Source organism: Streptococcus sp. FDAARGOS_192 (genome assembly GCF_002073815.2).
GTDB classification, from domain to species: domain Bacteria; phylum Bacillota; class Bacilli; order Lactobacillales; family Streptococcaceae; genus Streptococcus; species Streptococcus salivarius_H.
Genome location: NZ_CP020431.2, coordinates 1,430,165 through 1,445,231, shown reverse-complemented (window position 1 = coordinate 1,445,231; position 15,067 = coordinate 1,430,165). Strand labels below are relative to the sequence as shown.

Below are 15,067 nucleotides of genomic sequence, written 5' to 3'. Positions count from 1 at the left end.
ATGCATTTATCATTAGCTTTGCTTGTTCTTCTTTTTAGCTTGATTTTATCGAATGTTATCAATCGTGTCTTTCCACGTCTTCCCCTACCTTTGATTCAAATTATTTTTGGAGTGGGTATTGGTTTTCTTTTGAAGGGACGCGCTTTCGAGCTTGAAACAGAACTTTTCCTAGCTTTCATTATTGCTCCCTTGCTGTTTCGGGAGGGTGAAGAAAGTGATATCACCAGTATTCTACGTAACTGGAAACTTATTCTATTTTTGATTTTTCCAGTTATCTTTGTGTCTACCTTGGGAATCGGTTATCTTGCTAAGGCCGTCTTGCCTGCTGCTGTGCCTTTGTCTGCCTGCCTAGCCATTGGGGCGGCTCTTGGGCCAACGGATTTAGTGGCCTATTCAGCTATTTCTAAACGTTTCAGTTTTCCAAAGTGGATTAGCTACATTTTGCAGGGGGAAGGTCTTCTGAACGACGCCTCTGGCTTGGTCGCCTTTCAGGTGGCGGTGACTGCATTGACCACAGGTACCTTCTCTCTCCTTGGGGCGAGCTGGAATTTGGTTATTTCTGTGCTTGGTGGTTTTTTAGTTGGCTTGATTACAGCCTTATTTAATCGTCTCTTTTTAACCATTTTGGACAATATGGATGCTGCTGATGTCACAGGTGCTCTCTTACTAGAGTTGGTACTACCGATTTCCTCTTACTTTGTAGCCGAGGAAATTCATGCTTCTGGAATTATTGCTGTTGTCGTAGCAGGGATTTCGCTTGCCAGTCGTTTCAAAAAAATCACCGTTTTTGATGCTAAGTTGGATAGTGTTTCTCATACGATTTGGGGAACCATTACCTTCATGCTTAATGGCATGGTCTTTTTCCTCTTGGGAACAGAACTTCCAACCCTAGCAGCCCCAGTACTGCGTAGCAGTACTTACGATAATCTCTGGATGCTTCTTGCTATCATCCTTCTAACAGCGACCATGTTTGGTATTCGTTTTGTTATGATTAGTGCAGTATTTGCTCAAAGAGCTTGGAGGGCCAAACGATCACTAAAAAAAATCTGGAAGGGTGCTACTCTGTTAACCTTTTCAGGTGTTAAAGGAACGGTTTCCATTGCAACCATCCTTTTGCTTCCAGTTGCCAATATGACTGCTCTGGAACATAGTCTTTTGCTTTTTACGGTAGCGGGTGTGACCTTGCTGAGCTTCTTAACAGGGATTTTAGTCCTACCTAAGCTAGCGACTGGACCAGCGCACACGACCAACCATTATATGCAGATTGCCATTCTCAATGATGTGGTCGATGAGTTGGAAAAAGATCTAAAACAGTCTACCAATCAAGGGGCTGTCTATGCTACTATTGACAACTACAATCAACGCTTGGAAGATTTAATCTTGGAGCAGGAATCAAATGATGTCAAAGAAGAGTTGGCCAATATCCGAGTAATGATTATGGAAATTGAGAGTGAGGGTCTGGAATATGCCTACAAGAAGGGTAAGATTTCAGAACTCGAATACAATCTCTACCAACGTTATATCAAGGGCTTGGAACGTCGTATCAACCGTGGTTTTGTCTCTAGCCTTTCTTACGCCCTAGCTGTCTTTGTGCGTGGCCTTCGTAGATTGTTACACTTAGCTCTTACTTTCAAGTTTCATATTGATCAGGATGAAACGAGAAGAGGTCCTAGGTTGACGGAAGAAAACCGCGACCATATGACTGAGCTCTATTTGACAAATACTGAGCAGATTTTGGAAGCCCTGAGTAATCTGGAAGGTGTTTATCATTCAGATCTCTTGTCTTATCTGAAACGCAGTCGCCTTCAAGAGGCTGAGATTATTCAATCAGGTGCCTTTGTTGAGCGGGTTATCACCCATCTTCATCCAGACAATATTGATGAAATGTTGCGTGGCTACTATTTGGAACGTAAGGTTATCAACGAGTACGAGCAGGCTGAACTTATTTCTAGCCGTTATGCCAAGCAGCTTCGTAAGGAAGTCAATACTTTGGAGGATTACTCTCTCAAAGAAACTAGCAACACGTTAACCTATGATATGATTAATCTGGCTCGAGGTCGAGCTTAAGCAATGAATGTTATCACAAAAAGAAGCCAAGAAAAATTTTGGCTTCTTGTTCATATATTTTTATAGAACAGCTTGTCGTTCCAGCCTTAATTTTGTATGGCGTATCGAAAATAAAAGAGGAGTAGTGATAAAAGAACAAGTCCCCTAGACATTATCTGGGGGACTTGTTTCTTTGAGTGATTTTTATAGAAGAGGATTAATGTAAAAACGATGGTCATCAATTGGAATAATTTGAACAGGATTTTGGTAGAAGTCAGCTAAAACTTCCGGTGTGATGATATCATTTTTTGGTCCTTGTGCCACGATTTTTCCTTGACGGAGTAGGAGGATGTGGTCCATTTTTTCAGTGATTTCTTCAGCATGGTGGGTGACGTAAAGGACCAGTGGTGCGTGAGGAAGCGAGGTGATACGGTCAATCTGACGTAAGAGCTTTTCGCGGGCAAACAGATCCAAGCCAACAGTTGCTTCGTCAAGGATGATGATGTCGGGATCTTCCATCAGACTACGAGCAATTAAACAGATTTGCTTTTCTCCCTGAGAGAGACCACGGTATTTACGACCAATCAAATCACCAGCACCAAGTGAAGTCAGCATATCCTTGGCTTCTTGTAGCTCTTTGTCTCCATAGGCTTTGTAGAGGATTGAGCTCTTGTATTTACCTGTAAGGACGATTTTTTCAGCTGTCATATGTTGAGGAAGACGCTCAGTGATGAAGGAGCTGACGATACCGATATGTTGACGAAGACCTGTGATGTCTCCATTCCCAAAGGTGTAGCCTAGTATCTCAGCCTTTCCCTCAGAAGGAAAGAATTCAGCTGTCAACAAACGTAGGAGGGTTGATTTTCCAGCACCGTTAAGTCCCAGAATAGCCCAAGTTTGACCTTTTTCAACTGTCCAGTTAAGGCCAGACAAAAGTGTTTTTCCTTGGCGGGCCAAACTGACATTTTCTAATCGTATAAGTGACATAAGTCTCTCCTTTGATGATAAATTACTCTAATTATAGCATAAAATAGACACCTTTATTGGGAAATTATGGTATAATGAAAGTCAGAATTTTTTTTTAGAGGAGAAGAAAAAATGGAAGACTCGAGTGGTCAGTCCTTATTATTTCAATCTATTTTACTACTAATTTTAACCTTGCTTACAGCCTTTTTCTCAGCATCTGAGATGGCTCTCGTATCACTTAACCGCTCACGTGTAGAGCAAAAGGCAGAAGAAGGTGATAAGAAATTTATTCGCCTACTCAAGGTTCTTGAAAATCCAAACAACTTCCTATCAACTATCCAAGTTGGTATTACCTTTATTAGCCTCTTACAGGGGGCCAGTCTCTCTGCGTCACTAGGTGCAGTGATAGCGACTTGGTTTGGTCATGTGGCTTGGGCTAAGACAGCGGGTAGCATGATTTCTTTGGTTGTCTTGACCTATATCTCTATCGTTTTTGGGGAACTTTATCCAAAACGTATCGCTATGAATCTCAAGGAAAATCTAGCCATCTACTCGGCACCTGTCATTATTGTTACAGGTAAGATTGTTAGTCCCTTTGTTTGGATTCTTTCGGCGTCAACCAATCTTTTGTCTCGTTTGACACCTGCGACCTTTGATGATGCAGATGAACAGATGACACGTGATGAGATTGAGTACATGTTGACAAAGAGTGAGGATACACTTGAGGCTGAAGAAATTGAAATGCTCCAAGGGGTATTCTCTCTTGATGAATTGATGGCGCGTGAGGTTATGGTTCCTCGTACAGATGCCTTCATGATTGATATTGAAGACAACACTCAAGAAAATATCCAAGCTATTCTCAAGGAAAGTTTCTCTCGTATTCCTGTTTACGAAGATGACAAGGATAAGATTATCGGTGTCATTCATACTAAAAACCTTCTAAAAGCAGGTTTTGAACTTGGTTTTGAAAATATCAAACTTCGTCGAATCATGAATGAACCACTCTTTGTTCCTGAGACTATCTTCGTAGATGATCTCTTGGCAGCCTTTCGTAACACCAATAATCAGATGGCTATCTTGCTTGATGAATACGGTGGCGTTGCTGGTCTTGTTACCTTCGAGGACCTTTTGGAAGAAATCGTTGGTGAGATTGACGACGAAACAGATAAATCTAGTGTGGAAGTTCGTGAAATTGGTGAGAATACCTATATTGTCGAGGGAGCTATGACTCTTAACGACTTCAATGAACATTTTGATACAGAACTTGAGAGTGATGACGTTGATACTATCGCAGGTTATTATTTGACTGGTGTGGGAGCCATTCCAACTCAAGAAGTCAAGGAACACTATGCAGTTATCAACAAGGACAAACACCTCGAATTTATCAATGATAAGGTTAAGGATGGTCGTGTAACCAAACTTAAGGTAATCATCACGGCAGCTCCAGAAGAGGCAGAAGAATAGTTTTCTACATGTTTTTATTAGAAAATATTGGAACTTAAAAGCGACTATTTACTAATTAGGCACTTTCTCTCATTATGAGTGAAAGTGCTTTTTCTTATCTATCTTGGAATATCAGCTTATCAAAATAATACGATTAGAAAACGTCTATAAAACACGTCATAAAGCCTTTTTAACCTATCAAAACTGCCAGACTTTGTCAGGAAAACAACCATAATTTTGGAGATGTTCTAACATATTTTAGCGTATTGATAGATTCAGAATAAAAATAAATAAGATTTTAATTAAAACAGTCTTTTATTACTTTTTTATGGTAGAATATAAATTAACTGATAAATGAAAAAAGGAGAATCTTAATGGCTTCTAAAAAATCTATATATAGTAGCTTGCTTTTACTCACCTTTACCCTAGGAGCTTTTGTACCAGTAACTTCTTTTGCGGACGATGGTATTGCGACAAATGATGCTGTTCTTACACAACCAACGACAGATCGTGCAGTAACTGGTCCTTCAACAGCCCCAAGTGATGGTGACTTGGCTCGTAGCAATGATTCAAACACTGGTGTGGCAACGCCAACAACACCAACACCTACAGTTCCTGAAGTACCAGCTGAGCCAACAACACCAGCAACTCCAGAAACACCTGCGACACCGGCTCCAACAGCTGATTCATCAACAAAACCAGCTGATAAACCAACTGAGAAACCAGTCGATAAGCCAGAAGACCCAGCTTCAGCAACTGATAAAGGGACAAGCGAAGCACCTCAAAACCCTGAAATTCCAGCAGTGAATGTTAATGGACAACCTGTTGTTACTGTAACACCAACAGCTCCAGTTATCACTGCAGCTGGCCAAACAATTGTGTCTACACAAAATAGCCAAATTGTCATCGCTAACACTGACGGTACAACAAGTGTTGTTGCTCCTGAAACAGTAGGATTCAAAGTGAACGCTGACGGTACATTGACTGGTAAAGATGCTAAAGGTAAGGAAGTTACACTTCCTAAGACTGGTGAAGCATCAACAGTAATCTTGACAATGGCAGGAACATTCTTCCTTGTTGCTGCAGCCTTTTTGGGTCTTAAGAAACGTGCCTAATAATATAGATGATAAAAGACTGGATTTTTCCAGTTTTTTTGTTTTTCTTCTGGTATAGTATAGATTTCCCTTAATTTCAGATGTATTATAGTATAACCTTTGCTTGAATTCAGGCAGATATGGAGCATGTTTCTGATAAAAGAGGTATAATAAAAACATGTAAAAAGCGTTTTCAAGGAGGCTGCCATGGCAGAAATTGATTACAGTCAGGTGACTGGACTTGTTCATTCAACCGAAAGTTTTGGATCCGTAGATGGTCCGGGTATCCGTTTTATTGTTTTCATGCAAGGCTGTAAGATGCGTTGCCAATATTGTCATAACCCAGATACTTGGGCTATGGAGTCAAATAAGGCTGTTGAACGTACAGTTGAAGATGTCTTAGATGAGGCTCTTCGTTTCCGTCATTTCTGGGGTGAGCATGGTGGTATTACTGTATCAGGTGGTGAGGCTATGCTTCAGATTGATTTTGTCACTGCCCTCTTTACAGAGGCTAAGAAGCTAGGAATTCACTGTACGCTTGATACTTGTGGGTTTGCTTACCGCAATACTCCTGAGTATCATGAAGTCGTTGACAAACTTTTGGCTGTTACTGACTTGGTCCTACTTGACATCAAAGAGATTGATCCTGAACAACACAAGTTTGTGACCCGTCAACCTAATAAGAATATTTTGGAATTTGCTCAATATCTGTCTGATAAACAAGTTCCAGTCTGGATTCGCCATGTTTTGGTACCTGGTTTGACAGACTTTGACGAACACTTGGTTAAGCTTGGTGAGTTTGTAAAGACCTTGAAAAATGTCGATAAATTTGAAATTCTTCCCTATCATACAATGGGTGAGTTCAAATGGCGTGAGCTCGGTATTCCATATCCTTTGGAAGGGGTCAAACCACCAACGGCAGATCGGGTTAAAAATGCCAAAGCTCTCATGCACACTGAAACGTATCAAGAGTATAAAAATCGTATCGGTGTTAAAACCTTGGATTGAAAAAGAAGCTCTTGACAAGAGCTTTTTAACTTTGCTATTATTTAGGGAGCAATAAAGAGTAGGTAAATTATGTTTCGTATTTTAAAATTTGATGATGACTTTGTTTATCTCAGTCATCCTGACGGGCGACTTAAGAAAATAGATCGCACGCTTTTTGATTTTGACATAAAATTAGGAGACCGTATAGATGTCTACCAAGATGGGGACTTGACAGTTGTTACTCCGGCAGAAGTTCAAACGGACTTGAGCCTAGAGGGAGACAAATCTGTTAAATCACACCTCTTGCAAGGGATTTTAGATCTTTTCCTTGAAACCCTTAATATTCACAATAATCATTTGGGTGACTTGAAGAAGATTTTCACGCAATTATTGATTACACTCTTCATGGCTTGGAGCTTGTTGGGAGTTATTCTGGTTGAGATTCTTCTCTTTGCAGAGTCAATTATTGTTTTCCTATGGAGACTCTTGGTTCGTCTTATTAAGTGGATGCATATTAAAGACAACACTAAGGTCTTGATTGATGAGACGCAAAAACGTCATGCTAAGCGTGAGCGTCAAAAGGCCCAAAGACGTGAGCAGGAAAGACGTCGTCAGGAAGAACTTGAAGAACGTGAATATCTTCGTGAAACAGAACGTCAAAAGGAACTCATGATTGTTGAAGCTAGCCTTAGTCAGGAAGCAGAGCGTGAGAGCCTTTCAACTAGTCTTGCTTTGGAGCAAGCAGGTGCCTCAAGTCAATCTGCTAGTGAAGACTTGGCCGAAGAAAGCCAGTCAACTTCAGAGTCAGAAGTAATGTCTGAATCAGCAAAGTCTGAAAAATAGAACAAAAAAAGAACTGAGATTTAGGATCTCGGTTCTTTTTCATATGAGAAAAGCACCAGAGGTGCTTGTGAGAGGTGACTAAAGTGTTTTTTCAGAGTCACGAACGATGAGCAAGTCAACTTTTGCGTGACGGAGAATGTATTCAGAAGATGAACCAATAAGCAAGCGTTCAAAAGTATTGAGACCTGTGGCACCAACCATAATAAGGTCAACATTTTCCTTATCAGGGATATCAACAGCCAAGAGGCTCTTAGGATTACCGAACTCAATAACTTTGCGAATCTTGGTTAAACCAGCTTCTCTGGCTTGGCGTTCAAAGTCAGCCAAAACAGCTTTAGCTTCGTCTTCTAGTTTTTCATAGATGTAAGAGTCGAAAGTCGCAACGCTTTGAAGGGCGCGTGTATCGATAACGTGTACCAATAGTAACTGAGCATTATTACGTTTTGCAACGTGCACACCTTTAATAAAGGCCAGTTCTGATTCGTAAGAACCGTCGATAGCTACCATAATACGTTCATATTGTTGAGACATAAGCTCTACCTCCTATCTTTAGCTTTATTATACTCCTTTAATCTAAAAAATGAAAGCGTTGTTATAGATTTTCTGAAATCTTTTTTTGACTGCTTACTTTAGGATGCTCTTGGTAATGTGAAGATTTCAGTATTATCTAAAAATTGAAGATTGCTTGAAAAAGAGGTATAATACAATCTGTTATTAGCTTCGTAAGAAACATGATAATTAAAAAAGAGGAAGACAAGTCTTCAGAAATGATACCAAATGGCCAAGCCTAAAGTTGGTGTCAATAAAAGTGGAAATCCCCATCAGGTGTTGAATTTTCTTATTTTCTGCTAGATGTATCTACTTTTAGTATCTTTTGAAAGGATTAACTTATGAAAACATTTGATAAATCATCAAAGTTGGATCACGTTGCCTATGATATTCGTGGACCAGTTTTGGATGAAGCCAACCGTATGATTGCCAATGGTGAAAAGATTCTTCGTCTTAATACAGGAAATCCTGCGGAATTTGGCTTTACAGCACCGGATGAAGTCATTCGTGATTTAATTATGAATGTTCGTAACAGTGAAGGGTATTCGGATAGTAAGGGGATTTTCTCAGCTCGTAAGGCGATTATGCAGTACTGCCAGCTAAAGGGATTCCCAAATGTAGATATTGATGATATTTATATTGGTAATGGTGTTTCAGAAATGATTTCCATGTCTATGCAGGCCTTGCTTGATGATGGAGATGAGGTCTTGGTCCCAATGCCAGACTATCCTCTTTGGACAGCTTGTGTCAGTCTAGCTGGCGGTAATGCCGTACACTATGTCTGTGATGAAAAATCTAACTGGTATCCAGATATTGATGATATCAAATCAAAGATTACGTCAAATACTAAGGCAATTGTAGTCATCAATCCCAATAATCCTACAGGTTCGCTCTATCCTAAGGATGTTCTTGAACAGATTGTGGATATTGCTCGACAAAATGATTTGATTATCTTTGCGGATGAGATTTATGACCGCTTGGTTATGGATGGTAAAAAGCATACTGCGATTGCTAGTCTTGCACCAGATGTTTTCTGTGTGTCTATGAATGGTCTTTCTAAGTCTCACCGTATCTGTGGTTTCCGTGTAGGTTGGATGGTTCTCTCTGGACCTAAAAAGAATGTCAAAGGCTATATTGAAGGGCTTAATATGTTGGCCAACATGCGTCTTTGTGCTAATGTGCTCTCTCAGCACGTTATTCAAACTTCACTTGGTGGTTACCAATCTGTGGATGAGCTCTTGATTCCTGGCGGTCGTATCTATGAACAACGTGAGTTTATCACGAATACCGTAAACGCTATTCCAGGACTATCAGCTGTTAAGCCAGATGCAGGGCTTTACATCTTCCCTAAGATTGACCGTAACATGTATGATATTGAAGATGATGAAGAATTCTGTCTTCGTCTCTTGAAGAAAGAGAAGGTTCTCCTAGTTCCAGGTAAAGGCTTTAACTGGAATGAACCAGATCACTTCCGTATTGTCTACCTTCCTCGTGTGGAAGAGTTGGCTGATCTCGGTAACAAAATCGAACGAGTCTTGTCATATTACAAGCGCTAATTTCTTGAAAAACTGGACAAAAAGGCTTGTCCAGTTTCTATTGTCTCTAAAAAGAGGAAGTATTTGAGCAAGATCCGAACATTTTTCCTAAAAATGCCATAATATACATAATATAATGAATAGTAAAATAATAAATAATTTTCAGACAATTGTTTGCAATTTCTGGGTTAAGTGTGCTATAATGATAGGGCTAGTAGGTCTTGACGCAGAAGATTAGTACAAGGCTTGATATTATTATGATTACAATAGAAAGTGAAGACAATAAATATGGCAAATTTGCTGGCTAAAACACGTAAAATTACATCTATCTTGCAACGCTCAGTAGACAGCTTGGAAGGAGATCTTCCATACAACAATATGGCTGCTCAATTGGCAGATATCATTGATTGTAACGCTGCTATCGTTAATGGTGGTGGTGCTCTCCTTGGTTTTGCCATGAAGTACAAAACCAACAATGATCGTGTAGAAGAGTTTTTTGAAGCCAAACAGCTTCCAGAAGAGTATACACGTGGTATCAGCCGTGTTTATGACACTCAAGAAAACATTGGTATTGACAGTGACTTGACCATTTTCCCTGTGGAATCAAAAGACGACTTCCCAGATGGTTTGACTACAATTGCCCCTATCTATGGTGGTGGTATGCGTCTTGGTTCTTTCATCATTTGGCGTAACGATCATGACTTTGTAGATGAAGATCTTATCTTGGTTGAGATTGCCTCTACAGTAGTTGGGTTGCAGTTGTTGAATCTTCAAACAGAGAACTTGGAAGAAACAATTCGTAAACAGACAGCTATTAACATGGCTATTAATACCTTGTCTTACTCGGAAATCAAGGCAGTTTCAGCTATCTTGAATGAGTTGGACGGTTTGGAAGGCCGCTTGACAGCGTCTGTTATCGCTGACCGTATTGGAATCACACGTTCAGTTATCGTTAATGCCCTTCGTAAGTTGGAATCAGCTGGTATTATTGAGAGCCGTTCACTCGGTATGAAAGGGACTTATCTTAAAGTCCTTAACGAAGGTATCTACGATAAATTGAAAGAATACGAATAAGAAGAATACTGAAGGAAAGTGAGGTAGGAGGAACCTGCCCCACTTTTTTTAAAAGGAGAAAGTAATATGACAAAGGCATTGATATCAATTGATTACTCTTATGATTTTGTGGCAGATGATGGGAAGTTGACGGCTGGAAAGCCTGCCCAAGCCATTGAAGACCGCATTGCCCAGGTAACTCAAGAGGCCTATGATAATGGGGATTATATCTTCGTTGCTATGGACCGACATGATGAAGGAGATACCTTCCATCCTGAAACTAAGCTCTTTCCACCGCACAATATTGCAGGGACATCTGGGCGAGAACTTTATGGAAAGTTAGCTGGTGTATATGATGCCATCAAGGATGATAATCGTGTCTTTTGGATGGACAAGCGACACTATTCAGCCTTTTCGGGAACGGATTTAGATATTCGTTTGCGTGAGCGTCGTGTGACGACAGTTGTTTTGACAGGAGTTTTAACGGATATTTGTGTCCTACATACAGCCATTGATGCCTATAATTTGGGCTATGATATCGAGGTTGTAGCGAGTGCAACAGCTTCCTTGACGCCTGAAGCTCATGACTTTGCTATCGGGCATTTTAAGAATGTTCTTGGAGCAACAATTGTGGAGTAATAAGAATTATAATCGAGAGTGGGAATCTGTCCTACTCTTGTTTTTTGTCAAAAATCATAGGATAGTATCAGTTTTTCGTAGTTTACTATAAGAAAACGATTCCAGATTACTATATACTATTACTGAAATAATCTTGAATCATAAGAGGTAGAAGAATGACTAAAAAAATGACTTTCCCTGACGGATTTTTGTGGGGTGGGGCGACAGCGGCCAACCAATGTGAGGGGGCCTATGATGCTGATGGGCGTGGTCTAGCCAATGTTGACGTGGTGCCAATTGGTGAGGATCGCCTTTCTATTATCACTGGACGTCGTAAGATGTTTGATTTTGAGGATGGCTATTTCTATCCAGCTAAGGAAAGTATCGACATGTACCATCGTTACAAGGAAGATATTGCTCTTTTTGGTGAAATGGGATTTAAGACCTATCGTCTTTCTATTGCTTGGTCACGTATTTTTCCTAAGGGGGATGAGGCTGAGCCAAATGAAGCTGGGCTTGCCTTTTATGAGGACCTCTTCAAGGAATGTCACAAGTATGGTATTGAACCTTTGGTAACGATTACACACTTTGATTGTCCCATGCACTTGATTACCGAGTATGGCGGCTGGCGTAACCGTAAGATGCTTGGCTTCTATGAAAATCTTTGCCGTACCCTTTTCACACGTTATAAAGGTTTGGTTAAGTACTGGCTCACTTTCAATGAAATCAATATGATTCTCCATGCACCATTTATGGGAGCAGGACTCTGCTTTGAAGAGGGTGAGAATGAGGAACAGGTTAAATACCAAGCAGCTCACCATGAGTTGGTAGCTTCAGCTATGGCGACCAAGTTGGCCCATGAGATTGACCCTGAAAATAAGGTCGGTTGTATGTTGGCAGCAGGTCAGTATTATCCAAATACAGCCCACCCACGCGACTACTGGGCAGCCATGCAAGAAGACCGTAGTAGTTATTTCTTTATTGATGTTCAAGCTCGTGGAGAGTATCCAAATTATGCTAAGAAACAGTGGGAACGTGATGGCATTGAGCTTGAGATGACTGAAGAAGATTTGGCCCTTCTTAAAGAGCATACTGTTGATTTTATTTCTTTCTCTTACTATGCAAGTCGTGTGGCTTCAGGTGATCCAGAAGTTAATGAAAAGACCGCTGGAAATATCTTTGCCTCTATTAAAAATCCATATTTGGAAGCTTCAGAGTGGGGTTGGCAAATTGACCCACTAGGTCTTCGTATTACCCTTAACGCCATTTGGGATCGTTACCAAAAACCGATGTTTATTGTTGAAAATGGTCTCGGTGCTGTGGATACACCAGATGAAAATGGTTATGTCGAAGATGATTATCGTATCGACTACTTGGCAGCCCACATCAAGGCCATGCGTGATGCTATCAATGAAGATGGTGTAGAGCTTTGGGGCTACACAACATGGGGTTGTATCGACCTTGTTTCTGCTGGAACTGGTGAAATGAAGAAACGTTATGGCTTTATCTATGTGGACCGTGACAACGATGGTAATGGTAGCCTTAAACGCTCTAAGAAGAAATCATTTAACTGGTACAAAGAAGTTATCGCAAGTAACGGTGCCTCTGTAGAATAGGGTGTGAGTTCTCGACTAATGACATCTATGAGTTGAGAGGTGTTGGGTGTTCTAAGCCATGTGCTAGTCTGAATCCTGTTTTACGCATATAAGGAGCACTAAGAGAAAATTGATCTCCATTTAAAGTCAGCCTTAGGGTTGGCTTTTTTTGTAAGGGATAGAAATTGTAATGTTTTCTAAAAAATGATATTCTTGTTAGAGTTTGAGAGGAAGAAAACATGGGTAAAAAATCGGTTGTATTTGTAGCTGAGCTATCCTATATGGAAAAGTTAGAGGTAGCTCTTAAATCTTTGTGTGCACATAAAGGGCAGTGGAAAATTTATGTGCTAAATGAGAATTTACCAACAGAATGGTTTACGCTGATGAATCGTCGTTTAGAAGCTATTGATTCTGAAATTCTCAATTGTCGTGTGTCTGCAGAAAGCTTTAAACAATTTTCGCTTCCAAGTGCGCATATTCATTATGCGACTTTTTTCCGTTATGCGATTCCTGAGTTTGTTCAAGAAGATCGTGTTCTCTATTTAGACTGTGATATGATTTTTACGCAGGATTTGTCACCACTTTTTGAAGTGGATCTGGGCGGATTTGGTATTGGAGCGGTAGTGGATCGTCCGACGACGACAGAAGGTTTTAATGCTGGTTTGATGGTTATTGACATCGATTGGTGGCGACAACACAAGGTGACAGAGTCTCTTTTTGAATTAACTAAGGAACATCACCAAAATGTTTATGGGGATCAAGGGATTTTGAATCTTTATTTTAAAGACGCCTGGCACCAACTTCCATGGACTTATAATCTCCAAGTAGGCTCTGACAAGGATCAGTACAGATATGGGGACTTGGATTGGTATGATGTTTTTAAAGGGGTGCCAGCGGTTATTCATTACACCTCTCACAATAAACCTTGGACCTCTAAGCGTTTCAATCGTTTCAGAGATATTTGGTGGTTTTATTATGCCCTATCTTGGGAAGACATCTTATTGAGAAAGCCATCCTTAAAGCTTAGCTTTAGTGATATGGTCGGTGATTTTCCTTACCATACGGCTATTTATACTAATACGGCAGACATCTTTGAATTGGAACATTTACTGCAGGCTCTTCCAGATGTAGCTTTTCATGTTTTGGCTCATTCTCATTTCGGGTTTAATTTGGTGAAATTGGAGCAGTATCCAAACCTTATTCTCTATCCGTCCTTTGATCCATTGACCAGTCGAAAGGTTTTGGAAAAAATAGATTTTTATTTGGATATCAACCCATTTGACGAGGTTGATCATATCACAGAAACGATTCATCAGTTGGGTCTTCCAATTTTCTCTTTTGAAGGGACCAATCATGACCAGACTGGGAAAAATCAAGTGTTCAAGAATGACCAAGTAGACCAAATGGTAGAGGCAGTTCGAGACTATATAGATACGATTGAGAGATAGACCATGGAAAATAAAGAAGTAGTTAGTATTGTGATTCCCATTTATAATGTGGAAGCTTACCTGAAGCAGTGTTTGGAAACGATAGTGAATCAGACTTATCCAAACCTTGAAATCATTCTTGTCAATGATGGTTCTCCTGACACTTCAGAGGAGATTTGCAAGGAATTTTTCAAGAGAGATTCGCGTATTCGCTATGTGCGACAGGTAAATGGGGGCTTATCAGCAGCTCGAAATACAGGGATTGACCTAGCCACAGGTGATTACATCACTTTTGTAGACCCAGATGACTGGGTAACAGAGGATTATGTGGAGACCTTATACACTCAGCTTAAAAAGTATGAAGCAGATGTTTCTATTGCCAACTATAACTTGTTCAATGAGAGTACAAGTAAGTTTTTGATTAAGGTGACGGAGAACGATTTTTCTGAAACCCTCTATGAAGGAAGAGACATCATAGATCAGGATGCCATTCAAGAGACACGAGATATGGCTTGGGCATGTGCCATGATGAAACTCTACAAGATTTCCTTATTCGAGGATCTTCGTTTTCCTGTCGGTAAAAATGTTGAAGATAATTTCCTGATGTACAAACTCTTGTTAAAGGCCAATCGTGTGGTTCATACTGAGAAATGTATCTACTGGTACCGAGTGGGTCGTAAGGATACGCTGTCACAGGTCTGGACTGAGAAGCGTGTTTTAGATGAGATGGAAGCTAAGAATGAAAAACTAGCTTTGCTAGGTATGTTGGGCTATGATTTGACCTGGCACCGTTATATTTATAAGACGCGTCTAAAACGGGCGATTGAAAAAATGGAAGAAGCTAATCTTCAAGATACTGAGACCTATAAGACGGCGCAGGTTAACTTGAGATTTTTGGAGCAATAAAGGTC

The 15,067-nt window shown here is 40.3% G+C and carries 13 protein-coding genes; 11 read left to right on the top strand and 2 right to left on the bottom strand.

Translation table 11 applies throughout. The annotated features are described in order from the left end of the window. Window positions 1-2,067: a cation:proton antiporter gene (locus A6J31_RS07410; protein ID WP_048790211.1), complete on the top strand. Its 2,067-nt coding sequence runs from the start codon at window positions 1-3 to the stop codon at window positions 2,065-2,067. 183 nt (window positions 2,068-2,250) lie between these two features. Here the strand turns inward: A6J31_RS07410 and A6J31_RS07405 are convergent, their stop codons facing one another. Continuing rightward, window positions 2,251-3,033, bottom strand: coding sequence for an ABC transporter ATP-binding protein (locus A6J31_RS07405; RefSeq protein ID WP_014634965.1), 783 nt, complete (start codon window positions 3,031-3,033; stop codon window positions 2,251-2,253). Window positions 3,034-3,144: 111 nt separating this feature from the next. Between A6J31_RS07405 and A6J31_RS07400 the strand changes: the two genes are divergently transcribed. From A6J31_RS07400 to A6J31_RS07385, 4 genes are all read left to right on the top strand, one after another. Then, a complete protein-coding gene (locus A6J31_RS07400) occupies window positions 3,145-4,476 on the top strand; it encodes a hemolysin family protein (protein WP_037602475.1) in 1,332 nt (443 codons plus the stop codon). Between the two features lie 353 nt (window positions 4,477-4,829). Next, window positions 4,830-5,570 (top strand): LPXTG cell wall anchor domain-containing protein, encoded by a 741-nt coding sequence (locus A6J31_RS07395; RefSeq protein ID WP_064520562.1) that lies wholly within the window; start codon window positions 4,830-4,832, stop codon window positions 5,568-5,570. A gap of 186 nt (window positions 5,571-5,756) precedes the next feature. Next, the gene (gene pflA / locus A6J31_RS07390; protein ID WP_021143691.1) at window positions 5,757-6,557 is read left to right on the top strand and encodes a pyruvate formate-lyase-activating protein; all 801 of its coding nucleotides are present in this window, start codon (window positions 5,757-5,759) and stop codon (window positions 6,555-6,557) included. A 69-nt stretch (window positions 6,558-6,626) separates the two neighbouring features. Next, window positions 6,627-7,379: a hypothetical protein gene (locus tag A6J31_RS07385; protein ID WP_014634961.1), complete on the top strand. Its 753-nt coding sequence runs from the start codon at window positions 6,627-6,629 to the stop codon at window positions 7,377-7,379. A gap of 78 nt (window positions 7,380-7,457) precedes the next feature. Here the strand turns inward: A6J31_RS07385 and A6J31_RS07380 are convergent, their stop codons facing one another. After that, window positions 7,458-7,910: a universal stress protein gene (locus tag A6J31_RS07380; protein WP_002891687.1), complete on the bottom strand. Its 453-nt coding sequence runs from the start codon at window positions 7,908-7,910 to the stop codon at window positions 7,458-7,460. Between the two features lie 359 nt (window positions 7,911-8,269). On the opposite strand from A6J31_RS07380, the gene A6J31_RS07375 reads away from it, so the two are divergent. The 6 genes from A6J31_RS07375 (at window position 8,270) to A6J31_RS07350 (ending at window position 15,062) form a co-directional block, all read left to right on the top strand. Further along, window positions 8,270-9,484 carry a pyridoxal phosphate-dependent aminotransferase gene (locus tag A6J31_RS07375; RefSeq protein ID WP_002884715.1) on the top strand — a complete coding sequence of 405 codons (1,215 nt, stop codon included), beginning with the start codon at window positions 8,270-8,272 and terminating at the stop codon, window positions 9,482-9,484. A 267-nt stretch (window positions 9,485-9,751) separates the two neighbouring features. Next, on the top strand, window positions 9,752-10,537 hold the full coding sequence (gene codY, locus A6J31_RS07370) for a GTP-sensing pleiotropic transcriptional regulator CodY (protein WP_002884784.1): 786 nt from the start codon (window positions 9,752-9,754) through the stop codon (window positions 10,535-10,537). A 66-nt stretch (window positions 10,538-10,603) separates the two neighbouring features. Beyond that, window positions 10,604-11,155, top strand: coding sequence for a cysteine hydrolase family protein (locus A6J31_RS07365; protein WP_004183314.1), 552 nt, complete (start codon window positions 10,604-10,606; stop codon window positions 11,153-11,155). A 155-nt stretch (window positions 11,156-11,310) separates the two neighbouring features. After that, entirely contained in the window at window positions 11,311-12,750 is a 1,440-nt protein-coding gene (locus A6J31_RS07360; protein WP_070476170.1) for a 6-phospho-beta-glucosidase, read from the top strand. Between the two features lie 218 nt (window positions 12,751-12,968). Further along, window positions 12,969-14,177, top strand: coding sequence for a glycosyltransferase (locus A6J31_RS07355; RefSeq protein WP_080610829.1), 1,209 nt, complete (start codon window positions 12,969-12,971; stop codon window positions 14,175-14,177). Between the two features lie 3 nt (window positions 14,178-14,180). Further along, on the top strand, window positions 14,181-15,062 hold the full coding sequence (locus A6J31_RS07350) for a glycosyltransferase family 2 protein (protein ID WP_080610828.1): 882 nt from the start codon (window positions 14,181-14,183) through the stop codon (window positions 15,060-15,062). Window positions 15,063-15,067 lie beyond the last annotated feature (5 nt).

Coding starts and splice junctions, on each gene's coding strand:
- A6J31_RS07385 (WP_014634961.1), top strand. CDS start 6,627: ATGTTTCGTATTTTAAAATTTGATGATGACTTTGTTTATCTCAGTCAT.
- A6J31_RS07400 (WP_037602475.1), top strand. CDS start 3,145: ATGGAAGACTCGAGTGGTCAGTCCTTATTATTTCAATCTATTTTACTA.
- A6J31_RS07375 (WP_002884715.1), top strand. CDS start 8,270: ATGAAAACATTTGATAAATCATCAAAGTTGGATCACGTTGCCTATGAT.
- A6J31_RS07365 (WP_004183314.1), top strand. CDS start 10,604: ATGACAAAGGCATTGATATCAATTGATTACTCTTATGATTTTGTGGCA.
- A6J31_RS07380 (WP_002891687.1), bottom strand. CDS start 7,910: ATGTCTCAACAATATGAACGTATTATGGTAGCTATCGACGGTTCTTAC.
- A6J31_RS07360 (WP_070476170.1), top strand. CDS start 11,311: ATGACTAAAAAAATGACTTTCCCTGACGGATTTTTGTGGGGTGGGGCG.
- A6J31_RS07350 (WP_080610828.1), top strand. CDS start 14,181: ATGGAAAATAAAGAAGTAGTTAGTATTGTGATTCCCATTTATAATGTG.
- A6J31_RS07410 (WP_048790211.1), top strand. CDS start 1: ATGCATTTATCATTAGCTTTGCTTGTTCTTCTTTTTAGCTTGATTTTA.
- pflA (WP_021143691.1), top strand. CDS start 5,757: ATGGCAGAAATTGATTACAGTCAGGTGACTGGACTTGTTCATTCAACC.
- A6J31_RS07395 (WP_064520562.1), top strand. CDS start 4,830: ATGGCTTCTAAAAAATCTATATATAGTAGCTTGCTTTTACTCACCTTT.
- A6J31_RS07405 (WP_014634965.1), bottom strand. CDS start 3,033: ATGTCACTTATACGATTAGAAAATGTCAGTTTGGCCCGCCAAGGAAAA.
- A6J31_RS07355 (WP_080610829.1), top strand. CDS start 12,969: ATGGGTAAAAAATCGGTTGTATTTGTAGCTGAGCTATCCTATATGGAA.
- codY (WP_002884784.1), top strand. CDS start 9,752: ATGGCAAATTTGCTGGCTAAAACACGTAAAATTACATCTATCTTGCAA.